Origin of the sequence: Blastomonas fulva, from assembly GCF_003431825.1 — a bacterium.
GTDB classification, from domain to species: Bacteria; Pseudomonadota; Alphaproteobacteria; order Sphingomonadales; family Sphingomonadaceae; genus Blastomonas; species Blastomonas fulva.
The window spans coordinates 1,303,888-1,323,144 of record NZ_CP020083.1 but is presented as its reverse complement, the minus strand read 5'-3'; the positions used below and the strand labels follow the sequence as shown (position 1 = coordinate 1,323,144).

General features: G+C 63.6%; 27 protein-coding genes and 1 tRNA gene. 24 read left to right on the top strand and 4 right to left on the bottom strand.

The genetic code is table 11. The features are described 5' to 3' along the window. The first annotated feature begins 189 nt into the window (after positions 1 to 189). From B5J99_RS06195 to B5J99_RS06145, 11 genes are all read left to right on the top strand, one after another. A complete protein-coding gene (locus B5J99_RS06195) occupies positions 190 to 1,044 on the top strand; it encodes a pyruvate, water dikinase regulatory protein (protein ID WP_054135167.1) in 855 nt (284 codons plus the stop codon). Between the two features lie 12 nt (positions 1,045 to 1,056). Next, positions 1,057 to 1,650 (top strand): Maf family protein, encoded by a 594-nt coding sequence (locus tag B5J99_RS06190; RefSeq protein WP_082382315.1) that lies wholly within the window; start codon positions 1,057 to 1,059, stop codon positions 1,648 to 1,650. A 16-nt stretch (positions 1,651 to 1,666) separates the two neighbouring features. After that, on the top strand, positions 1,667 to 2,494 hold the full coding sequence (gene aroE, locus B5J99_RS06185) for a shikimate dehydrogenase (RefSeq protein WP_117351893.1): 828 nt from the start codon (positions 1,667 to 1,669) through the stop codon (positions 2,492 to 2,494). After that, entirely contained in the window at positions 2,491 to 3,129 is a 639-nt protein-coding gene (gene coaE / locus B5J99_RS06180; protein WP_117351892.1) for a dephospho-CoA kinase, read from the top strand. Before aroE ends, coaE begins: the two co-directional genes overlap by 4 nt. 25 nt (positions 3,130 to 3,154) lie before the next feature. Further along, a complete protein-coding gene (dnaQ, locus tag B5J99_RS06175; protein WP_117351891.1) occupies positions 3,155 to 3,856 on the top strand; it encodes a DNA polymerase III subunit epsilon in 702 nt (233 codons plus the stop codon). A 129-nt stretch (positions 3,857 to 3,985) separates the two neighbouring features. Next, entirely contained in the window at positions 3,986 to 4,549 is a 564-nt protein-coding gene (hpf, locus tag B5J99_RS06170; protein WP_054135196.1) for a ribosome hibernation-promoting factor, HPF/YfiA family, read from the top strand. A gap of 195 nt (positions 4,550 to 4,744) precedes the next feature. After that, positions 4,745 to 5,206, top strand: coding sequence for a PTS sugar transporter subunit IIA (locus tag B5J99_RS06165; RefSeq protein WP_082382314.1), 462 nt, complete (start codon positions 4,745 to 4,747; stop codon positions 5,204 to 5,206). Next, the gene (locus B5J99_RS06160) at positions 5,193 to 5,693 is read left to right on the top strand and encodes a PaaI family thioesterase (RefSeq protein ID WP_054135163.1); all 501 of its coding nucleotides are present in this window, start codon (positions 5,193 to 5,195) and stop codon (positions 5,691 to 5,693) included. Before B5J99_RS06165 ends, B5J99_RS06160 begins: the two co-directional genes overlap by 14 nt. Next, the gene (locus tag B5J99_RS06155; RefSeq protein WP_117351890.1) at positions 5,690 to 6,043 is read left to right on the top strand and encodes a DUF1491 family protein; all 354 of its coding nucleotides are present in this window, start codon (positions 5,690 to 5,692) and stop codon (positions 6,041 to 6,043) included. Before B5J99_RS06160 ends, B5J99_RS06155 begins: the two co-directional genes overlap by 4 nt. Before the next feature lie 199 nt (positions 6,044 to 6,242). Next, complete coding sequence (locus B5J99_RS06150; protein WP_117351889.1) at positions 6,243 to 6,902, top strand: cell wall hydrolase; 660 nt, start codon at positions 6,243 to 6,245, stop codon at positions 6,900 to 6,902. Between the two features lie 164 nt (positions 6,903 to 7,066). Further along, positions 7,067 to 7,465, top strand: a complete 399-nt coding sequence (locus tag B5J99_RS06145; RefSeq protein ID WP_117351888.1) for a GFA family protein — start codon at positions 7,067 to 7,069, stop codon at positions 7,463 to 7,465. Between the two features lie 84 nt (positions 7,466 to 7,549). On the opposite strand, the gene B5J99_RS06140 is transcribed toward B5J99_RS06145, so the two are convergent. From B5J99_RS06140 to B5J99_RS06130, 3 genes are all read right to left on the bottom strand, one after another. Further along, entirely contained in the window at positions 7,550 to 7,939 is a 390-nt protein-coding gene (locus B5J99_RS06140) for a UrcA family protein (RefSeq protein WP_054135159.1), read from the bottom strand. A gap of 463 nt (positions 7,940 to 8,402) precedes the next feature. Then, on the bottom strand, positions 8,403 to 9,413 hold the full coding sequence (thiS, locus tag B5J99_RS06135) for a sulfur carrier protein ThiS (RefSeq protein ID WP_117351887.1): 1,011 nt from the start codon (positions 9,411 to 9,413) through the stop codon (positions 8,403 to 8,405). Positions 9,414 to 9,484: 71 nt separating this feature from the next. After that, positions 9,485 to 9,862, bottom strand: a complete 378-nt coding sequence (locus B5J99_RS06130) for a MerC domain-containing protein (RefSeq protein WP_117351886.1) — start codon at positions 9,860 to 9,862, stop codon at positions 9,485 to 9,487. A gap of 149 nt (positions 9,863 to 10,011) precedes the next feature. On the opposite strand from B5J99_RS06130, the gene B5J99_RS06125 reads away from it, so the two are divergent. From B5J99_RS06125 to B5J99_RS06075, 11 genes are all read left to right on the top strand, one after another. Then, on the top strand, positions 10,012 to 11,094 hold the full coding sequence (locus B5J99_RS06125; protein WP_117351885.1) for a COX15/CtaA family protein: 1,083 nt from the start codon (positions 10,012 to 10,014) through the stop codon (positions 11,092 to 11,094). Beyond that, positions 11,091 to 11,441, top strand: a complete 351-nt coding sequence (cutA, locus tag B5J99_RS06120; protein ID WP_054135156.1) for a divalent-cation tolerance protein CutA — start codon at positions 11,091 to 11,093, stop codon at positions 11,439 to 11,441. Before B5J99_RS06125 ends, cutA begins: the two co-directional genes overlap by 4 nt. Continuing rightward, a complete protein-coding gene (locus B5J99_RS06115; protein ID WP_117351884.1) occupies positions 11,441 to 12,259 on the top strand; it encodes a hypothetical protein in 819 nt (272 codons plus the stop codon). Before cutA ends, B5J99_RS06115 begins: the two co-directional genes overlap by 1 nt. Positions 12,260 to 12,449: 190 nt before the next feature. After that, positions 12,450 to 12,929: a 50S ribosomal protein L13 gene (rplM, locus tag B5J99_RS06110; protein ID WP_054135154.1), complete on the top strand. Its 480-nt coding sequence runs from the start codon at positions 12,450 to 12,452 to the stop codon at positions 12,927 to 12,929. Next, entirely contained in the window at positions 12,929 to 13,444 is a 516-nt protein-coding gene (gene rpsI, locus B5J99_RS06105) for a 30S ribosomal protein S9 (RefSeq protein WP_117351883.1), read from the top strand. The genes rplM and rpsI overlap by 1 nt, the downstream gene beginning before the upstream one ends. Before the next feature lie 202 nt (positions 13,445 to 13,646). After that, positions 13,647 to 13,722, top strand: a tRNA-Trp gene (locus tag B5J99_RS06100). A 206-nt stretch (positions 13,723 to 13,928) separates the two neighbouring features. Next, entirely contained in the window at positions 13,929 to 14,135 is a 207-nt protein-coding gene (gene secE, locus B5J99_RS06095; RefSeq protein ID WP_054135153.1) for a preprotein translocase subunit SecE, read from the top strand. A gap of 46 nt (positions 14,136 to 14,181) precedes the next feature. Continuing rightward, the gene (gene nusG / locus B5J99_RS06090) at positions 14,182 to 14,718 is read left to right on the top strand and encodes a transcription termination/antitermination protein NusG (protein ID WP_054135152.1); all 537 of its coding nucleotides are present in this window, start codon (positions 14,182 to 14,184) and stop codon (positions 14,716 to 14,718) included. 261 nt (positions 14,719 to 14,979) lie between these two features. Further along, on the top strand, positions 14,980 to 15,411 hold the full coding sequence (gene rplK / locus B5J99_RS06085; RefSeq protein WP_054135151.1) for a 50S ribosomal protein L11: 432 nt from the start codon (positions 14,980 to 14,982) through the stop codon (positions 15,409 to 15,411). Between the two features lie 5 nt (positions 15,412 to 15,416). After that, positions 15,417 to 16,115, top strand: a complete 699-nt coding sequence (gene rplA / locus B5J99_RS06080) for a 50S ribosomal protein L1 (RefSeq protein WP_054135150.1) — start codon at positions 15,417 to 15,419, stop codon at positions 16,113 to 16,115. Positions 16,116 to 16,225: 110 nt separating this feature from the next. After that, entirely contained in the window at positions 16,226 to 17,023 is a 798-nt protein-coding gene (locus tag B5J99_RS06075) for a transglutaminase-like domain-containing protein (RefSeq protein ID WP_117351882.1), read from the top strand. Positions 17,024 to 17,066: 43 nt separating this feature from the next. Here B5J99_RS06075 and B5J99_RS06070 read toward each other — a convergent pair whose 3' ends face one another. Then, positions 17,067 to 17,723 (bottom strand): RBBP9/YdeN family alpha/beta hydrolase, encoded by a 657-nt coding sequence (locus B5J99_RS06070; RefSeq protein WP_117351881.1) that lies wholly within the window; start codon positions 17,721 to 17,723, stop codon positions 17,067 to 17,069. A gap of 499 nt (positions 17,724 to 18,222) precedes the next feature. On the opposite strand from B5J99_RS06070, the gene rplJ reads away from it, so the two are divergent. Together rplJ and rplL are read left to right on the top strand one after the other, a co-directional pair. Further along, entirely contained in the window at positions 18,223 to 18,738 is a 516-nt protein-coding gene (gene rplJ / locus B5J99_RS06065; protein ID WP_054135192.1) for a 50S ribosomal protein L10, read from the top strand. A gap of 76 nt (positions 18,739 to 18,814) precedes the next feature. Further along, a complete protein-coding gene (gene rplL, locus B5J99_RS06060; RefSeq protein WP_054135148.1) occupies positions 18,815 to 19,186 on the top strand; it encodes a 50S ribosomal protein L7/L12 in 372 nt (123 codons plus the stop codon). Positions 19,187 to 19,257 lie beyond the last annotated feature (71 nt).

Below are 19,257 nucleotides of genomic sequence, written 5' to 3'. Positions count from 1 at the left end.
CAGTCGGCAAATCGCATGGCCGCCACGAGTCGGAAATTTTATCCCGGCTTTCAACAGCCTGTCGATAACCTTGTCAGCTGTGGACAAGCATGCGGACGGAATGACGGGCAGGGGGGAGCGTTTTCGTCCCCGGTTTTGCCCACAAGATCATGCCTTGATTTATCCCCCTACAACCCACAGACCATCGCCATGAGCCGCTTCCACCTCCATCTGCTGTCGGATTCCACCGGGGAGACGCTGGAAAACATCGCCAAGGCCGCCTTGGCGCAGTTCGATGCGGTCGAGATCATCAAGCACTTCTGGCCGATGGTCCGCTCCGAAACGCATCTCGACCGGATTCTGGACGAGGTCGCGGCCAACCCGGGGTTGGTGCTGTTCACTCTGGTCAATCCCGATATCCGCGCCAAGCTAGAACGCCGCTGCCGCGTGCTGGGGCTGCCGATGGTCCCCGCGCTCGATGCGGTCAGCGATGCGCTGTCCAACCTGCTGGGTCAGGCGGCCAAGGCGCGCCCGGGTCGCCAGCATGTGCTCGATGCGGCGTATTTCGCGCGCGTCGAGGCGATCCAGTTCACCATCGCGCACGATGACGGGCAGAACTGGGAAAACTGGGAGGCGGCCGATATCGTGCTCGCCGGGGTGTCGCGCTCGTCCAAGACGCCGACCTCGATCTATCTGGCCAATCGCGGCTACAAGACCGCCAATATCCCGATCGTGGTCGAATCCCCGCCGCCTTCAGCGCTGTTTTCGCTCAACCGCCCTTTGGTCGTCGGGCTGACCACCAATCCCGAACGGTTGATCGCGGTGCGGCGCAACCGGCTGTTGTCCTTGAACCAGGCCCCCGAAACCGACTATGTCAACGATGACAAGGTGAAGGCAGAGCTGGCCTTTGCGCGGCGGATGTTTGCGGATAATGGTTGGCCGGTCATCGATGTGACCCGCAGGTCGATCGAGGAATCGGCCGCAGCGATCATCAACCTGTTCAACGAGCGCGAGGCGGCGCGCGAAAGCCGTCGCCAGGCGGGGCTGGCGGCAGATGAAGTGTAAGGACGAAAAGACATGCTGATACTCGCATCGCAGAGTGCATCACGCCGGACCATGCTGGACAAGGCCGACGTCCCGTTCACCGTTGTTGCCGCGCACATCGATGAATCGGCGATCCGCGCCTCGCTGCACGCCGAGGGCACAAGCCCACGTGATATCGCCGATGCGCTCGCCGAAGCCAAGGCGATGCGCGTGGGCACCAAGCGCCCCGAAGCGATGGTGCTGGGATCGGACCAGATCCTCGAAACCTCGACCGGCGAGATGCTGTCCAAGCCTCAGACCCCCGAAGACGCGATCCGCCAGCTCGAGACATTGTCGGGCAAGGCGCACAAATTGTGGAGCGCCGCCGTCATCGTCGAGGGCGGCCGCCCGATCTGGAGGCATGTGGAAAAAGCCGTGATGCACGTGCGTCCCCTGGGCAGCGCCTTTGTGCGCGACTATGTGGATAAGCACTGGGAATCCATTGGATACACGGTGGGATGTTACGAGATCGAAGGCGCAGGCGCCCAGCTTTTTAGCCATATCGAAGGCAATCATTTCGCTGTCCTGGGCATGCCACTGCTGCCGCTGCTCGGCTTCCTGCGCGAGCGCGAACTGATGCCGAGCTGATCGCAGCGTGAACCCTGTGGAAAAACCCCATGCCGCCCGTCCCTATGCGGAGGTGATCGGCGACCCGATCGCGCACAGCAAATCGCCGCTGATCCATGGCTTCTGGCTCAAGCAACTGGGGATGGACGCGGATTATCGCACCGCGCATGTCACCCCCGATGCGCTTGGCGCCTATGTCGACAGCCGCCGCGACGATCCCTTGTGGCGCGGGTGCAATGTCACCATCCCGCACAAGCTTTCGGTGATGGAGCATGTCGCCGATCCGGGCGACGTGCGCACCAGCATCGGCGCGATGAACACCATTGCGCGCAATGCCACCGGAGCGCTGTTCGGCACCAACACCGATGCCGGGGGCTTTTATGCGCCGCTGGGGCAAAGCGATTTTACAGGCGCGAATGTCGCGGTCATCGGTGCAGGCGGTGCTGCGCGCGCGGTGCTGTTCGCGCTGTCGCGGATGGATGTCGCCAGCGTGACGATCCATGCGCGCAATGCGCTCAAGGCCATGGGACTGCTCGCCAGTTTCGGGCTCAAGGGCCAGGTGCGCGGTATGGAGGATTCGCTGGGCGAGGTCGCCCTGCTGGTCAACACCAGTCCGCTCGGCATGAAGGGCTTCGACCCGCTCAACGTCGATCTGTCACCGCTACCTGAAGGCGCGGTGGTCTATGACATCGTCTACGCCCCGCTCGAGACCGCCTTGCTCAAGCAGGCGCGCAATTTGGGGCTCGACACCGTCGACGGGCTGGAAATGCTGATCGGTCAGGCTGCGCTCGCGTTCGAGATCTTCTTCGATGTCGCCCCGCCGCGTGGTCACGACGACGAACTGCGCGCGCTGCTGATCGCATGACCACCCATGTCAAGCGGCTGCCTCCGCACCACCGTCACCGCCCCCTGGTGCTGGGGCTGACCGGATCGATCGGCATGGGAAAGTCCGCGGTGGCCAAGATGCTCCGCGCCGAGGGGGTGCCGGTGTTCGATGCCGATGCCGAGGTGCATGTGCTGCAGGGCCCGGGCGGCGCGCTGCTGCCGGCGATCGAGGCGGCGTTTCCCGGCACCACCGGGCCGCGCGGGGTCGATCGCGCCAAGCTGGGCGCGGCGGTGTTCGGTAATGCAGGCGCGCTCAAGACGCTTGAGCACATCGTCCACCCCGCGGTCGGACGCTCGCGCGCCGCCTTTGTCCGCGCCAACCGCGCGCGGCGGATCATCGTGTTCGATATCCCCTTGCTGTTCGAGAAAGGTGGCACGCAGAATGTCGACGGCATCATCGTCGTGTCCGCCTCGCTGTGGCAGCAGCGCAAGCGGGTGATGGCGCGTGCAGGCATGACCGCGGCGCGGTTGCGGCACATCCGCCACCTGCAGATGGCCGATCATCACAAGCGTTGTCATGCCGACTGGATCATCCCCACCGGGGGGACCAAATTGGCGACGCGGCAGGCTGTGCGAAAGCTGCTGGGGAATTTGCGGTCGTCTCTTGCGCGCTGATCAAATCAGGCCAATAATGACTGAAATGAGAGAGATCATTTTCGATACCGAAACCACCGGCCTGTCCCCCGACGAAGGACACAGGATGGTGGAAATCGGGTGCATCGAGATGGTCGGGCGGATGGCCACGGGCCGCACCTTCCACGCCTTTTTCAACCCCCAGATGCCGATGCCGCCCGAGGCCGAGCGCGTGCACGGGCACTCGGACGCGTTTCTGGCGGACAAGCCGCTGTTTCACGAGCGCGCAGGCGAACTGCTCGAGTTCCTTGGCGATGCGCAGCTGGTCGCGCACAATGCCGGGTTCGACATGCGCTTCGTCAATGCCGAGCTGGCGCGGATCGAGCTGCCGCCGATTCCCATGGCGCGGGTCGTCGATACCGTGGTGATGGCGCGGTCCAAGTTCCCCGGATCACCCGCCAGCCTCGATGCCCTGTGCAAGCGCTTCGGGGTCGATCGCAGCCACCGCGTGCTGCACGGCGCGCTGCTCGATGCCGAATTGCTTGCGCAGGTCTATATCGAGCTTACCGGCGGGCGGCAGATCGGGCTGGGGCTGGCCGACGACAGCGATGCCGACAGTTCGGGCATTCCGGCACGGCCGCGGCTGATCCCGGCGGTCCAGCGTCCGCACCGCCTGCCGCGCCAGTTTGCCGCCAGCGCCGAGGAGCTGGCGGTGCATCAGGAGTTTCTCGCCAAGATCAAGCAGCCCTTGTGGCTGTCCAAGCGTTGAACGCACATCCCTTCACGAAAGGAGGTCTCAAGCCGGTTCCATAATCCCCTTCTGCGATTGCGCAGAAGCGTATCTGTCCGGCCCGCTGCGGTTGTGAACCTGTGGCTGGCCATAAAAATGGAGAACATCATGGACATTCGTATTTCAGGTCATCAGGTCGATACTGGCGAGGCACTCAAGGTGCATGTTTCCGACCGGCTCAATGCGATTGTCGAGAAGTATTTTTCCAAGGCGATATCCAGCCAGGTCACCTTCGGGCGAGGGCCTCACGACCAGTTCCAGTGCGATATCGTCACCCATGTCATGCAGGGCCTGATCCTCAAGGGCCAGGGCACCGCGCACGACGCGCATGTCGCCTTTGATGGCGCCGCCGAAAAGATCGACAAGCAGCTTCGCCGCTATATGGGCCGCCTCAAGGGCCGCCAGGAGCAGGTCCAGCACGCGCTGGCCGAGGAAGAGGCTGCCTATACCGTGTTCGATACCGGCAGCGAGGAGGAAGAGGTCGTCGATTTCCCGGTGGTGATCGCCGAAACCCGGGTCGATGTGCCCGAGGCCACCGTCTCCGATGCGGTGATGATGCTCGACCTGCGCAACACCAATGCTCTGTTCTTCAAGAACGCCGGGACCGGGCGCCACAACATGGTCTATCGCCGCGTCGATGGCTCGATCGGTTGGGTCGAACCGCAGAAATAAGCGAATAGCTGTGCGCCCATGCACTGAGCCGCTTGGTTTTTGCGGCAATCTGGTGCATGGGCGCCCCAGATATGCGTTGGCGGGATGAGGTCAGAACCTCCCCGGCGGGAACGACGCTGGACCTGATGGACATTCATGCGTGGCGGCCTCGACAACGATCGGGGCCGCATGCCAGAATCGAGAAACTTGAATATCATGGCGTGGTTCGAACTCGACAAGCAGGCGGTGCTCATCTCTGCGCGCGTCGCCGACAAGCAGCAGGCGCTGGAACTGGCGGCGGAACAGTTCGGCCATTGCTATGGTCTGGACACCGACAAGGTGCTCTCGTGCCTGCTCGAGCGCGAGCAATTGGGCTCCACCGGCTTCGGGCGCCGCGTCGCGATCCCGCATGGCAAGATCGAGGGGCTCGATCATTCGGTCGCGGTGCTGCTGCGGCTGGGCAAGCCGATTGATTTCGGATCGATCGACAATCTGCCCGTCGATCTGGTGATCGCGCTTATTTCGCCCATCGCCACCGGCGCAATGCATCTACAGGCGCTGGCGCATATCTCGCGGCTGACCCGCGATGAAAAGACGCTCGCCAAGATCAAGGGCGCCGACGATCCGGACGCCATCTTCGCATTGGTGACCGCCGAGCTGGACCGTGACGCTGCCTGAAGCGGCGCCCGGGACCGGGGCCGAGGCGCATTATCGCGCGCTCGAGCGGCTTTATGCGGCCGCGGCGATCAACCGGTTGTTCCCTTCCCGGCTGAGCATTACCGGCCAGGGTCGCGCGCGGATCGACTTCGACGTGACGCCCGAGCATTTCCACGCCGCCAGCGCTGCGCACGGCACGCTCTATTTCAAGATGCTCGACGATGCGGCCTTTTATGCGTGCAACGCGCTGGTCACCGACCGCTTCCTGCTCACCACTGCCTTCAACCTGCACTTCACCGCGCCGGTGCGCGCAGGCCCGGTCCATGCCGAGGGGCACTGGGTCAGCGGCAAAAGGCGGGTGTTCGTGGGTGAAGCCCGGCTGGTTGACAGCCATGGCGAGGAAATCGCGCGCGGCACCGGCACCTTCATGCGCTCGCACATCGGCCTGTCGGGGCTTGAGGGCTACAGCCTGCCGCAGCAGACATCGTCACCGGACGCTTCGGCATGATAGAGGCGCGGCTGGCCGCGCATATCCGCATAGAGGCGCTCAAACGCCTGACCCAGGCCGCGGGCGGCTTTGCGACCCTGCTCTCCAGGGGTGATCCAGTCGCGGGTGCGATCCTGATCGTGCGCACGGTGCGCGGCGGCGATAACGGCGTGCTGGAAGGCATATCGGCGCTGGACAGCGGCATCGCCTGGCAGGAAATCTGGAGCGAGGATGAGGACACCATCGCTGCCAAGGGCACACTGACCGAATATCTGGCACGTCGCAGGTCCAGAGACCCCGATATATGGGTGATTGAACTGGATGTCGCCAACCGCGCACAGTTCGACGCGATATTGGGTCAGCTTGGTTGACTCGTCAGCCCAGCTGACAGAAGGGCGCGTCCACCAGAAACGCGCAGGCGGCTGACAGGTTCCAACCGAAAATCCACGGACGGAAATTCTGACGGCAAGCACGCAGACGGGGGGAAGCCCATCGGGACCGGCCGGCAGATGCAGATCTGCCAGCATGTTGCCCTGATCAAGGTGACTCACCGCACAGTCAAAGACTTTGATGAGTACCATTCTCAAGGCCGCCAGCATGGCTGCCGTGGCCATCTACTCGATCGCCACCCTGACCTTTACCGACGCTTCAGCCGCCTTTGCATCGCCGCTGATCGCCGACATGATCCAGCCGGTTCCAGCCCAGACCAGCGATGAAACCGTTTCCGGTGCATCCGATGCCGCTGTCGAAACCATCGCAGATGCTGAAACCGCCCCCCAGCAGATCGACACCCAGTCCGCCCAGCCGCCGCTCAGGGCCGAAAGCCTGACGCAGCTTGTGGCGATGCACGATCTTCCCGCAGATACCGACGAGGAAACACGCTGCCTGGCAGGCGCGGTGTACTTCGAATCGAAGGGCGAAACGCTCAACGGCCAGCTTGCGGTCGCCAAGGTGGTGATCGCGCGGCGCGATTCGGGCCGCTTTGCCAGCAGCCTGTGCGGCGTGGTCTATCAGCCCAGCCAGTTCTCGTTCGTGCGCGGCGGCCGGATGCCTGCCATCCCCACCGCCAGCCGTGACTGGGCCGAGGCTGTCGCCATCGCGCAGATCGCGATGAAGGACGCCTGGGAAAGCCCGGTCGAAGGCGCGCTGTTCTTCCATGCGCGTCACGTCTCCCCCGGCTGGCGCATGCAGCGCCTCGCCGCTGTCGACAATCACGTCTTCTATCGCTGATCGGCACGGCCTGTAGCGAGCGCTGCAGGCCCCTGATCGGATATTGAGAGCTAGTCCTTTGGGTCGCGAAGGACTGAGGCGGGCGCATTCGTGCGTCCGCCTCGACTTTTGCCTGCCGGACGTGCAGCCTCGGCGCTTGGCGACAGGCTCAGGAGGAGGAGTGGATGACCATTCGGGAAGCGCGATGTGCGTGCGGTCAGGTCTCGGTGGAATGCCAGGGCGATCCGCAACGCGTATCGATATGCCACTGCCTCAACTGCCAGCGGCGGAGCGGAAGCGCCTTTGCGTTCCAGGCGCGCTGGCCGCAGGAGCGTGTTGCGATCACGGGAAGAACCGCATGGTGGACCAAGCAGGGCGAAAGTGGCTCCGCTGCAACGTTCACCTTCTGCGCGGATTGCGGGACGACCGTGGCGTATCGCGCCGATTCGCTGCCCGGCCTGATCGCTGTACCGGTCGGAACCTTTGCCGACCCACTGTTTCCCGCGCCCGAATATTCGGTGTACGAACAGCGCAAGCACCGCTGGATCGCGCTCACCGCACCAGGCATGGTGCATTACGACTGATCGTTCGCAACGAAAAAAAGACCGGTGGCTTGGGGGCCACCGGTCCAGTCTCGACTTTTACCAAGGGTGGTAAACGGGTGAAAATCAGCTGCCGACGGCGATGCGTTCGCCGGCCTTGAAGCGGTCACCGGCCTCGGCGCGGGCGACGAGCGTCACGATCGCGCGCTTCGAGCTTGCCATGGTATCGGCGATGCAGGCCTGGTGGTCCATCTGCTGCTGCAGCGGGACGCGCTCGGTGACGCCGCAGACCTGCTGCGATGCGACCTTGAGACGCGATTCGAGTGCGGCGACGCCTTCAGCGCTGGCCAGGTCCAGGTCGACGAACGGCACTTCGACGCTGCGCACGATGCGGCCGTTGGCGGTTTCGACGGTCTTGACCGGGCTGGCCTGGACAGAGGCGGAAAACAGAACGGCAGCAGCGCCAGCGGCGGCCAGGGTGCGAGTGAAAATCGATGCGGTTGCGGGGGCAAACATGGGGAGGGGTCCTTTCGATGGTGCAAACTGAACAGTGACCGGCCCTGCTGGTTAAGGGGCCCATCAGGGCCGGTCCGTCTGGTTTGCCGCGGATGCCCGGCCTGGGGAGCTATGGTCATCCGCGACACGATCTGGATAGGAGATCGGTTTGCGCGGGTCGCGGGGTGCTCGACCAAATCGGCGAATGCGTCGCTCAACGACTACAAGCGTCGACGAACGACAGCGGGTCGTCGACGAATGTAACATATGCAAAGAAACTGTCACCGAATCGGTATGATCGTTTCAGCTTGACGCTAGGGAAAGTGGGAGTTCCCACACGCCCTTGTCATTTCCGCGCATGGCGGGAGTCGCGACAGGCGACAGCGGCGCGGCAGCAGAAGCCCCGTATGCGCGGGGGCGATGCGGGAGGCAGAGAGGTTTTCGAGGGCAATGCACCGGTTCCACGTGGAACCGGTGTGCCCGGTCAGATCAAACCGGCGAGCGGGCTCGAGGGATCGGCATATTTGCGCGTGCCCATGCGGCCGGCAAGATACGCATCGCGTCCCGCCTCCACCGCAAGTTTCATCGCGCGCGCCATGCGGATGGGGTCCCTGGCTTCGGCGATCGCGGTGTTCATCAGCACGCCATCGCAACCCAGTTCCATCGCGATCGCCGCGTCCGATGCGGTGCCGACGCCGGCATCAACCAGCACCGGGACCTTGGCATTCTCGACGATCAGCCGGATGGTCACCCGGTTCTGGATGCCCAGCCCCGATCCGATCGGCGCGCCCAGCGGCATGATCGCGACCGCGCCTGCATCCTCGAGCCGCTTGGCGCCGATCGGGTCGTCGACACAATAGACCATCGGCTTGAAGCCTTCCTTGGCGAGAATCTCGGTGGCGCGCAGCGTCTCGTGCATATCGGGGTAGAGCGTCTTGGCCTCGCCCAGCACCTCGAGCTTGACCAGATCCCAGCCGCCTGCCTCGCGCGCCAGCCGCAGCGTGCGGATCGCGTCCTCGCCGGTGAAGCAGCCTGCGGTGTTGGGCAGATAGGTGATCTTCATCGGGTCGATGAAGTCGGTCAGCATCGGCGCGCTGGGGTCCGAGACGTTGACCCGGCGCACCGCGACGGTGACGATCTCGGCGCCCGAGGCTTCCACGGCAGCGGCGTTCTGGGCAAAGTCCTTGTACTTGCCGGTGCCGACGATCAGCCGCGACCGGAAGGTATGGCCTGCCACCGTCCAGCTGTCGTCTGCTGCTGCATGGTCGCCGCCGCCGACGAAATGCACGATCTCGAGCCGGTCGCCTTCGCCCACCATGACATCCGCCAGCGTTGAGCGCGGCACGATCTCCAGATTGCGCTCGACCGCGACCTTGGCGGGATCAAGCCCGAGCGAGGTCACCAGAGCGGCGATGCTCTGCCCGGCGGGCACGCAGCGCGGCTCGCCATTGATGTGGAGATTGATCTGAGCGGAGGTGTGGGTGGTGCTGGTCATAGGCCGAAACTCTTGGCGCGGATGACGGGCAAAGGGCAAGTGCGAATGTTGGTGCCCGGCTTGCGCGGAACTCAGTTCTGGCGCGCGGCGCGGTAGTTGAGCAGGTGCGCGACGCTCAGCGCGGCGACGCCTGCCAGGGTGAGCGCATATTCGTAGGCACTTCCGTGCGGCACGGTCATCGCCATCAGCATCGAGGCAATTCCGACCACCCCGATTGCCAGCGGCAGCCGCGCTCCGTGCGAGCGGACGCCATGGCCCAGCGCCAGCGCCGCCATGATCGCGGCAAGCGCAAAGCCGATCTCGTGCACCCAGGGGGCGAGCAGGATACCGCCCAATGAGGCGATTCCCGCCACCAGCCAGATGCCCGCGGCGCAATGCACCATGCACAATGCCGACAGCGCAATCGCTGCAGAATCGAGCTGGCCGGACTTGGTGATACGAGACAACATGTCTGGCACATAGGTTATATGATATCATTGCGCAATGTCGCTTGCGTGCGGGATTGCAAAAACATCATCCTGGGCAACGCCCATCATTCGGTTGCCGCAGCGCAAAAAACACCTTGCAAGCGGGGCGGCGGCATCCGAAATGCGACACCATGACCAGCCTGTCGCACGCACCTGTCTCTGCCGCACGCTTGGACGCGCGCGCCGCCCCCTCGGCCATTGCCAACTGGCTGTATGGGGTGGCACTGCTGGTGTTCACCATGGTGGTGGTGGGGGGAATCACCCGGCTGACCGAATCGGGGCTGTCGATCACCGAATGGAATGTCGTCACCGGGACGCTGCCGCCGCTGAGCGAGGCCTCCTGGGTCGCGGAGTTCGAGAAGTACAAGCTGATCCCCGAATATATCGAGGTCAACGCCGGCATGACGCTGGCCGAGTTCAAGACCATCTATTTCTGGGAGTATATCCACCGGCTGCTTGGGCGCCTGGTCGGCGTCGCGTTCGCGCTGCCGTTCCTGTACTTCGCGGTGCGCCGCGCGATCCCGCAGGGATATGGCTGGCGGCTGACCGCCCTGTTCGCACTGGGCGGACTGCAGGGCGCGGTGGGCTGGTGGATGGTGGCATCGGGCCTGTCCGAGCGCACCGATGTCAGCCATTTCCGGCTTGCGGTGCATCTGCTCAACGCCTTGTTCATCATGGCCGGGCTGATCTGGACCGCGCTCGACCTGAAGGCACTGGCGCGTGATCCCGCAGCAAGGCCGGCGCGGATGACGGGGCTCAGCCTGATCGTGATCGGCGTTTTATTCCTGCAACTGCTGTTCGGCGCCTGGGTGGCCGGGCTCAACGCGGGCTATGCCGCCAAGAGCTGGCCGCTGATGAACGGGGCGTTCTTCCCCGTTGATGTCGACTGGTCGCAGGGGCTGGTGCACACGCTGACGCACGATCCCTTCCTGCTGCACTTCATCCACCGCTGGTGGGCGTTCGTCGCTGTCGCCGCCTTGGTGGTGATGGGCCGCGCGGTGCGCCGGGTCGACCGGCGGATCTCGCTCGCCATCCACACCGCCTTCGGGCTGCAGATCCTGCTCGGCATCGCCACGGTGATGACCAGCGTTGATCTGCATCTGGCGGTGCTGCATCAGGCGGTGGGCGCGATCCTGGTCGCGACCACGGCTTGGGGCGCGCACCGGCTTGGCCAGCGCGATATGCTCCAACGCCAAGTGGCCGTGGCTGCATGATCGGCGACCTGCCGGGCGACGGATCGGACATCCGATTGGTCTATTGCCCCTTTGCCGACGAGGAAGAGGCGCGGACCATCGCGCGGACGGTGGTGCGCGAACAGCTTGCCGCGTGTGCCAACATCATGGCCCCTGCCCTTGCAATCTGTCACTGGCAGGGTGAACTCACCGAAACGGCCGAGGTCCCGGTGCTGTTCAAGACCGCACTGCCCCAGTCCAAGGCGCTGGTCGCGCGGATCGTCCATCTGCACAGCTATGACGAGCCCGCGGTGCTGGTGCTGCCGGTGGACTATTGCCCGCCCAGCTTCCGTGCCTGGGTGCTGGGCCAGACGCTGGCGATCGACTGATGCTGGTGGGCGCGCTGCTGCTGCTCGCCCAGCCCGACACTGCCCTTGCTGCCCCTCCCGAATCGCCCCCCTGCCCCGCAGCCACAATCACCTTCGCGCCGCCGCTTGACACCCCGCTCGTGCTGATCCGCAGGATCGAGCGTCCGCTGGCGAACGGAATCTTCATCCAGACGGTCACCTACGCCGTGTCCTTCACCCGTTCGGGCCGCGGGTATCGGATGCGCTGGCAGCAGACCGGACAGCAGGTCGAAGCTCCGCCCGAATTGCTGCGGCTGCTCTCGCTCGAAGGCGAAAGCGCGGCTGACGAGATTCTCGACTTCACGATCAATGCAGGCGGCACGCTGCTGGGAGTGACCGAATCGCCTGACGCGCCCGAGCGACTCAGGCAGGCGATCGATCGCCTGCGCAGCGATCCCGCGCTGGTTGCGCGGCCGGAGCGCGAGCAGGTGGCGATCGCGGCGGTCCTCGATCGGCTCGCGGCGCTGCCCCCTGCCGAGCGTGCCGGAGTGCACATGGTCAAGGCATCGCGGCTGCTGATGCTGGCTGGACGCCCGTGCCGCTCGGGGCAGCTGACCTCGGTCGATGGCGCGCGCTTGCGCCTGGTATCGCTCACCGGTGAAACCCTCGGTTTTTCAAGCGCGCAGGACGAAACCCGGCCCGATGGCGCGCAGCTGTCCACCAGCATTGCCGGCACGCTGTCCTTGCGCAGCGGGCTGGTCGAAAACCAGGATCGGCGCATGACCAGCACGGTCGAGGGCACCAGCCGCTTGTTCCGCGAATCGCTCACGCTGGAGGCGCCGGCGACCGACCCCGGATAACGAAGGTATTATTTTACCTCTTTGCAATCCCCCCAAAATGCTTGACTAAACGTGGCCTCAACGTCATTAGCCGCGCTTCGCTCAGGCCGATAAAGGCCTGTTCGTTTCATAGAAACGTGTCAGCCGACCGGCGGGCGGCCCGATCAGGGTCCGTCAGATGCCTGGCTGATGTTTTGGAAGGTTGAAGGCCATGAAGGCTTTGCTCAAGACCACCAAGTCGATCAAACCGGCGGACGTGGAAAAGAAGTGGCATATTATCGATGCCGACGGACTGGTGGTCGGCCGCGTTGCGGTGATCATCGCCAACATCCTGCGCGGCAAGCACAAGCCGAGCTACACCCCGCACGTCGATTGCGGTGACCATGTCATCGTCATCAACGCCGGCAAGGTGGTGTTGACCGGCAACAAGCGCGACAAGAAGGTCTATTACAAGCACACCGGCTATATCGGTGGCATCAAGGAAGTGACCGCAGCCAAGGTGCTCGACGGCCGCTTCCCCGAGCGCGTGCTTGAAAAGGCGGTGGAACGCATGGTTCCCCGTGGTCCTCTGGGCCGCCAGCAGATGCGCAACCTGCATCTCTTTACCGGCACCGAACATCCGCATAACGGCCAACAGCCCGAAGCGCTCGACGTTGCCTCGCTCAACCGCAAGAACAAGGTGGGTGCATAATGTCTGATACCGTGCAATCCCTGTCCGATCTCAAGGACATCGCCGCCGACGTCGAAACCCCGATCAACCCCGCCCACACCGGAGGTGGCGGCGCGCCGGCTCCGATCCGCGAGCAGGAACTGGACAAGCAGGGCCGTGCCTATGCCACCGGTCGCCGCAAGGACGCCGTGGCCCGCGTGTGGCTGAAGCCCGGCACCGGCAAGATCATCATCAACAAGCGCGACCAGGAAGTGTACTTCGCACGTCCTACGCTGCGTCTGGTGATCAACCAGGTGTTCGACATCACCGATCGTCGCGGCCAGTACGATGTGATCTGCACCGTCAAGGGTGGTGGTCTTTCGGGCCAGGCCGGCGCCGTCAAGCACGGCATCAGCCAGGCGCTCAGCAAGTACGAGCCCACGCTGCGCCGCGCAGTCAAGTCGGCCGGGTTCCTGACCCGCGACAGCCGCACCGTCGAGCGCAAGAAGTACGGCAAGGCCAAGGCGCGCAAGAGCTTCCAGTTCTCGAAGCGCTGATCTGGTCCTGGCTCCGGGCTCTTTTGGGGCCTGGCGCCTACCGGCTTTGAATTCACACGGGGTGATCGCCCCCATGGCCGTGCCGTTCCGGCGCAGATCATGGGCAAGCGGTCACCCCGTTGTGCGTCTGGCGGGTGCAAAACCGCACAGCAGCGCTTGCGCACCGGGCGTGCAGCCGCTAATGGCGACGGCCTGCCCGCACAGGAGTGTAGCTCAGCTGGTAGAGCGTCGGTCTCCAAAACCGAATGCCGGGGGTTCGAATCCCTCCACTCCTGCCAGCGGCCCTACCCCGGCTTTGTGATTCGCCCGAGTTTCTGAATCGCCCGGGTTTCTGAATCCCCTTGCCTCTGCGGCTTGGCGCGGTTATGGGGCTGTCTTTCTCCGACAGGGTGCATATATCGTGTTTCAGCCGGGCAAGGCTGGCGGCGATGTGCCTGCAGCATGATGATGCCCCGCGAATCGGAAACAGGGAAGTTAGACGGCCATGGCCACTGAGCGCAAGAAGACCAGTCCCGGCGAGTTCGTGAACCAGGTGAAGACCGAGGCGTCGAAGGTCGTCTGGCCGAGCCGTCAGGAAACCATCACCACCGCCATCATGGTGTTCATCCTGATGACGATCCTGGCGATCTTCTTCCTGGCAGTCGATTCGGTGTTCGGTGCCATCGTGAAATGGCTGCTCACGCTTGCATGATCGCGGCGGCCTGATTTTGCTTGGCTGATTATTGAAAGAGAACTGAATGTCGCGCTGGTACATCATTCACGCTTATTCGGGCTTTGAAAACAAGGTCCGCGACGCGATTCTCGCCGATGCCGAGCGCATGGGCCTGTCTGCGCTGGTGGAACAGGTCGAGGTGCCCACCGAAACCGTGACCGAAGTCCGCCGCGGCAAGAAGGTGCAGACCGAGCGCAAGTTCTTCCCCGGCTACGTGCTGGCCAAGCTGGCGATGACCGACGATGTCTATCACGTCGTCAAGAACACGCCCAAGGTCACCGGCTTTCTGGGCCCCAACGGCAAGCCGCAGGCGATCAGCGACGCCGAGGCTGCCCGTATCCTCAACACCAAGGAAGAGGCTGCCAACGCCCCGCGCCAGCGCATCGACGTCGACTACGAGATCGGCGATTCGGTCAAGGTGCTCGAAGGCCCGTTCGCGAGCTTCAACGGCATCGTCGAGGAGCTCGATTTCGACAAGGCCCGCGTCAAGGTCTCGGTCTCGATCTTCGGCCGTGCAACGCCGGTCGATCTCGACTTCGAGCATGTCGAGCTGGCGAAATAAGGTCGCATAGGATTTATCCTCTCCCTTTACGGGAGAGGATACGCAGCCTTGGCAGCTTGCTGCCTAGGCCAAGTTGGAGAGGGCTTCGGCGCACCGGTCGTGCTCCCAGCCGTCTCCCTGCTTCACTTCGTGAAGCTGTCCCTCTCCCGTAAAGGGAGAGGGTTTAGTGCGGGAGACAGGCCTTAAAACCTGTTGTCTGACCGCTTAATTTGAGGGCAACCGGCATCCGCCGCTCGCCCGACAGAATGAAGGAGTGCCATCGTGGCAAAAAAGATTGAAGGCTATATCAAGCTGCAGGTGCCTGCGGGCTCTGCCAACCCCTCTCCGCCGATCGGCCCGGCTCTGGGTCAGCGCGGCGTGAACATCATGGAATTCTGCAAGCAGTTCAACGCTGCGACGCAGGAAGTCGAAAAGGGCACCCCGCTGCCCACCGTGATCACCGTGTTCGGCGATCGCAGCTTCACGTTCGTCACCAAGACCCCGCCTGCCAGCTATCTGATCAAGAAGGCTGCCAACCTGAAGAGCGGATCGAAGCTGCCGGGCAAGGAAAGCGCCGGAACCATCAAGCGTTCGCAGCTGGCGGAAATCGCCCAGGCGAAGATGGCCGACCTCAATGCCAACGACATTGAAGCGGCAACGAAGATTATCGAAGGCTCGGCGACGTCGATGGGCCTTGAAGTGGTGGAGGGCTGATTATCATGGCAAAAGTGACCAAGAAGGCAAAGGCCCTCTCCGCCAAGCTCGATGCTGAAAAGCTGTACGGCGTCGACGAAGCCATCAAGACCATCAAGGAACTGGCGACGTCGAAGTTCGACGAAACCATTGAAGTCGCGCTGAACCTGGGCGTCGACCCGCGTCACGCCGACCAGATGGTCCGCGGTGTCGTGTCGCTGCCCTCGGGCACCGGCAAGGACGTGCGCGTTGCCGTGTTCGCTCGCGGCGACAAGGCCGATGCGGCTCTCGCCGCTGGTGCCGAGCGCGTCGGTGCCGAAGACCTGATGGAAGAAATGCAGAACGGCAAGGTCGATTATGACCGCGTCATCGCCACCCCCGACATGATGGGTGTGGTCGGCCGTCTGGGTAAGCTGCTGGGTCCCAAGGGCCTGATGCCGAACCCGAAGCTGGGCACCGTCACCCCGAACGTCGCTGAAGCGGTCAAGGCTGCCAAGGGAGGCCAGGTCGAATTCCGCGTCGAAAAGGCCGGTATCATCCACTCGGGCATCGGCAAGGCGAGCTTCACCGATGAGGCGCTGCGCGCGAACTTCGATGCGTTCGTCGAAGCCATCGTGCGTGCCAAGCCCTCGGGCTCCAAGGGCAAGTACCTGCGCAAGATCTCGGTCAGCTCGTCGATGGGCCCCGGCCTGAAGGTCGACCTGTCGGAAGTGCACGCAGGCTGATCGTCACACTCTGCTGTTAAAAGCCTAAATCAGGGGCCGGGGGGAACCTCGGCCCCTTTTTGGTGTCTGGCTTTCACAGACCCCCACATCCACCCGCTGGAGCTTCCCTGATGACCCTCGATCTGCACATCACGCTGACCTATGACATGGATGTGCCGACCGATATCCTGCTGCAGGTCGAGGCCGCCGCGATCCCCGAACAACGGATCGAATGGGCGCATATCGAGGCATCGCGGTGCGAGCATTTCGTCCGCGTGGCGGCGCTGGACGGTATCGGCGACCGGATATGGCTGCGCACCAGCGGGAGGCTCAGCATCGACTACCGGGCCCGGATGACGGTGCTGCGCGATCTGGTCGATGTCGCAACGCTGCCGCAGATGCCGCTGCACCAGCTGCCCGGCGAAACCGTGCAGTATCTGTTCGATTCGCATTATTGCCCCGCCACCAAGTTCCACAGCTTCGTCGACACCGAATTTGGCGAGCTGCAGGGCGGCGCGCGGATCGCGGCGATGCGCGACTGGATCACCGAACATTTCGTGTATGAGTCCGGCTCGTCGGACGGAACCACCACCGCGCTCGACAGCTTCGTGATGCGCCATGGCGTCTGCCGCGATTATGCGCATGTCATGATCGTGCTCGCACGCGCCTGCTCGATCCCGGCGCGGTTCGCCAGCGTCTACGCGCCCGATGTCACCCCGCCCGATTTCCACGCGGTCGCAGAAGTGTTCCTTGCAGATCCCTCGGGCGTTGGCGGCTCGTGGCATCTCATCGACCCCACCGGGATGGCAACCGCCGCCGATATGGTGAAGATCGGCGTCGGCCGCGACGCGCTCGACGTCGCCTTCCTCACCGCTTTCGGCACGGTGGTGCTGGTCGACCAGAATGTCAGCGTGACAAGGGCTGACTGACGCCAGCGCTCCGACGCCGGTCTCCAGTCGGCATGTCAGGGCGTCATTGGGTGAGGTCGGCTCGCCAGCCGCCTGCGGACCGCTGCGCAGGGGGCAGTGCCTGCTGCATCACACTGCGCTCGAACTGCGCCGAATCGAGCAGCCGCGCCAGCAATGTCTTGCCGAACGTCCAGTCGCCCAGCCGCGCTTCTGCGTTGATGTGCCCGAGCCGTCCGGCATCGATATGATCCGCTCCCCAAAAACTGGCAAGACGATAGGCTCTGTCTGGTGTGATGTAGGGATCGTCGCGGCTGCTCACGAGCAGGCTGGGGAAGGGCAGGACACCTCGGGCCGACGGGGCAAAGCTGCACAGCCGAGGATCTCTTGGAGCATTATCGACTTCCGGCGGCGCGACGAGCAGCGCGCCGATCACCGGTCCGCTGGCGGTTGGGCGTTCAAGCGCGGCCCACCAGGCAACGGCATGGCAGCCCAGCGAGTGCGCGACCAGCACGATCGGTCCTTGGGTCTGGCGGATGGCAATGTTGAGCCGGTTGACCCAGGCATTGCGGTTGGGGGTGCGCCAGTTGCCCATATCGACACGGCGGCAATTGAGCGATTGACGCTCCCAATGGCTCTGCCAGTGATCGGGCCCGCTGTTGTCGAGGCCGGGAACGGTCAGAATGGTGGGATCACTGAGCGAATGGGTACGAAATCCGGTCATGGGGCACCTTTCGTTTCGAGTTCGCCACGCGGGGACCACGCGGCGGTCGCCATGGCCTCGGTCGGCCCCGGCGATGAGCTGGATATATCTCAACCATTATGATAGACAATGTGATTGCGATCACTTGAACTCGGTTTGAGCCGGACCGAAAATGCGACAGGGCTTGACTCTGGTAGCCCCGCTGCTATCTGCCGCCGCTGACCGGATAGGCCTCAGGGCCCACCCGATCGCCGTCCGAGACAGTTGGTGCGGGGGATTTGCTCCGCTTAATGTCCAGCCTAGACGGGGATATGTTTTTCACTGCTCCTGATCTGATCAGGGCAGACGCTGCCATTTTCGTCCCTCCAATCGGATCGGGGCAACGGCTCGGCAAACACCCCCACGGACTGATCTGCAGTGCTTGACCCCCACAAGGGCAAGGGCGCTGCGCAATGAACCGGGCGCACCGGTGGGCAGTGCACACTGCCTGTTCGATGCGCTCATGTGGAAGGAGACCAGCATGGATCGTGCTGATAAAAAAGCCGCTGTTGCCTCGCTGAACGCAACCTTCGGTGAAGCCGGTGTGGTGGTGGTGACCCGTAATCTGGGTCTGACCGTTGCCAAGTCGACCGAGCTTCGCACGAAGATGCGCGCAGAAGGCGCCAGCTACAAAGTCACCAAGAATCGCCTGGCCAAGCTGGCTGCGGTGGGCACTCCCTATGAGTCCATCGCCGACCTGCTGACCGGACCGATTGCCCTTGCCACCTCGACCGATCCGGTCGCGGCTGCAAAGGTTGCGGTGAACTTCGCCAAGGACAATGAAAAGCTTGAGATTGTCGGCGGCGCAATGGGTGACACAGTTCTGGATGCCGAAGGTGTCAAGGCGCTTGCCTCGATGCCCTCGCTCGACGAACTGCGCGCCAAGATCATTGGTCTCGTCAATGCCCCGGCAACCAAGGTTGTCCAGGTCATTCAGGCACCGGCTGGGCAGCTTGCCCGCGTGTTCGGCGCCTATGCGACCAAGGAAGACGCATAAGCTTTTCAAACTTCGTCGCGTCTCGCCTGTCCGGGCGGATGCGGCACCTATCATGATTTAGAACTGGAGACTTAAAATGGCAGATATCGCAAACCTGGTCGAAGAACTCTCGAAGCTGACCGTTCTTGAAGCCGCTGAACTCTCGAAGGCCCTCGAAGAAGCATGGGGCGTTTCGGCCGCTGCTGCTGTCGCTGTTGCCGCGCCTGCTGGCGCTGCTGCACCGGTTGCTGAAGAGCAGACCGAATTCGACGTCATCCTGACCGGCGACGGCGGCAAGAAGATCCAAGTCATCAAGGAAGTCCGCGCCATCACCTCGCTCGGCCTGACCGAAGCGAAGACCCTGGTGGAAAGCGCTCCCAAGGCGATCAAGGAAGGCGTCAGCAAGGCTGAAGCCGAAGACATCAAGGCGAAGATCGAAGCAGCCGGCGGCACCGTCGAGCTCAAGTAATCTTCTGCTCCTGCGGCCTCATGCCGCAGGGATGAAAAGAAAGGGCGGTCTGCTTCGCGCAGGCCGCCCTT

Bases quoted from the DNA above. Each gene is read 5' to 3' on its own strand.
- B5J99_RS06195 (WP_054135167.1), top strand. From the start codon at position 190: ATGAGCCGCTTCCACCTCCATCTGCTGTCGGATTCCACCGGGGAGACG.
- B5J99_RS06190 (WP_082382315.1), top strand. From the start codon at position 1,057: ATGCTGATACTCGCATCGCAGAGTGCATCACGCCGGACCATGCTGGAC.
- coaE (WP_117351892.1), top strand. From the start codon at position 2,491: ATGACCACCCATGTCAAGCGGCTGCCTCCGCACCACCGTCACCGCCCC.
- dnaQ (WP_117351891.1), top strand. From the start codon at position 3,155: ATGAGAGAGATCATTTTCGATACCGAAACCACCGGCCTGTCCCCCGAC.
- hpf (WP_054135196.1), top strand. From the start codon at position 3,986: ATGGACATTCGTATTTCAGGTCATCAGGTCGATACTGGCGAGGCACTC.
- B5J99_RS06165 (WP_082382314.1), top strand. From the start codon at position 4,745: ATGGCGTGGTTCGAACTCGACAAGCAGGCGGTGCTCATCTCTGCGCGC.
- B5J99_RS06155 (WP_117351890.1), top strand. From the start codon at position 5,690: ATGATAGAGGCGCGGCTGGCCGCGCATATCCGCATAGAGGCGCTCAAA.
- B5J99_RS06150 (WP_117351889.1), top strand. From the start codon at position 6,243: ATGAGTACCATTCTCAAGGCCGCCAGCATGGCTGCCGTGGCCATCTAC.
- B5J99_RS06145 (WP_117351888.1), top strand. From the start codon at position 7,067: ATGACCATTCGGGAAGCGCGATGTGCGTGCGGTCAGGTCTCGGTGGAA.
- B5J99_RS06140 (WP_054135159.1), bottom strand. From the start codon at position 7,939: ATGTTTGCCCCCGCAACCGCATCGATTTTCACTCGCACCCTGGCCGCC.
- thiS (WP_117351887.1), bottom strand. From the start codon at position 9,413: ATGACCAGCACCACCCACACCTCCGCTCAGATCAATCTCCACATCAAT.
- B5J99_RS06130 (WP_117351886.1), bottom strand. From the start codon at position 9,862: ATGTTGTCTCGTATCACCAAGTCCGGCCAGCTCGATTCTGCAGCGATT.
- B5J99_RS06125 (WP_117351885.1), top strand. From the start codon at position 10,012: ATGACCAGCCTGTCGCACGCACCTGTCTCTGCCGCACGCTTGGACGCG.
- cutA (WP_054135156.1), top strand. From the start codon at position 11,091: ATGATCGGCGACCTGCCGGGCGACGGATCGGACATCCGATTGGTCTAT.
- B5J99_RS06115 (WP_117351884.1), top strand. From the start codon at position 11,441: ATGCTGGTGGGCGCGCTGCTGCTGCTCGCCCAGCCCGACACTGCCCTT.
- rplM (WP_054135154.1), top strand. From the start codon at position 12,450: ATGAAGGCTTTGCTCAAGACCACCAAGTCGATCAAACCGGCGGACGTG.
- rpsI (WP_117351883.1), top strand. From the start codon at position 12,929: ATGTCTGATACCGTGCAATCCCTGTCCGATCTCAAGGACATCGCCGCC.
- secE (WP_054135153.1), top strand. From the start codon at position 13,929: ATGGCCACTGAGCGCAAGAAGACCAGTCCCGGCGAGTTCGTGAACCAG.
- nusG (WP_054135152.1), top strand. From the start codon at position 14,182: ATGTCGCGCTGGTACATCATTCACGCTTATTCGGGCTTTGAAAACAAG.
- rplA (WP_054135150.1), top strand. From the start codon at position 15,417: ATGGCAAAAGTGACCAAGAAGGCAAAGGCCCTCTCCGCCAAGCTCGAT.
- B5J99_RS06075 (WP_117351882.1), top strand. From the start codon at position 16,226: ATGACCCTCGATCTGCACATCACGCTGACCTATGACATGGATGTGCCG.
- B5J99_RS06070 (WP_117351881.1), bottom strand. From the start codon at position 17,723: ATGACCGGATTTCGTACCCATTCGCTCAGTGATCCCACCATTCTGACC.
- rplJ (WP_054135192.1), top strand. From the start codon at position 18,223: ATGGATCGTGCTGATAAAAAAGCCGCTGTTGCCTCGCTGAACGCAACC.
- rplL (WP_054135148.1), top strand. From the start codon at position 18,815: ATGGCAGATATCGCAAACCTGGTCGAAGAACTCTCGAAGCTGACCGTT.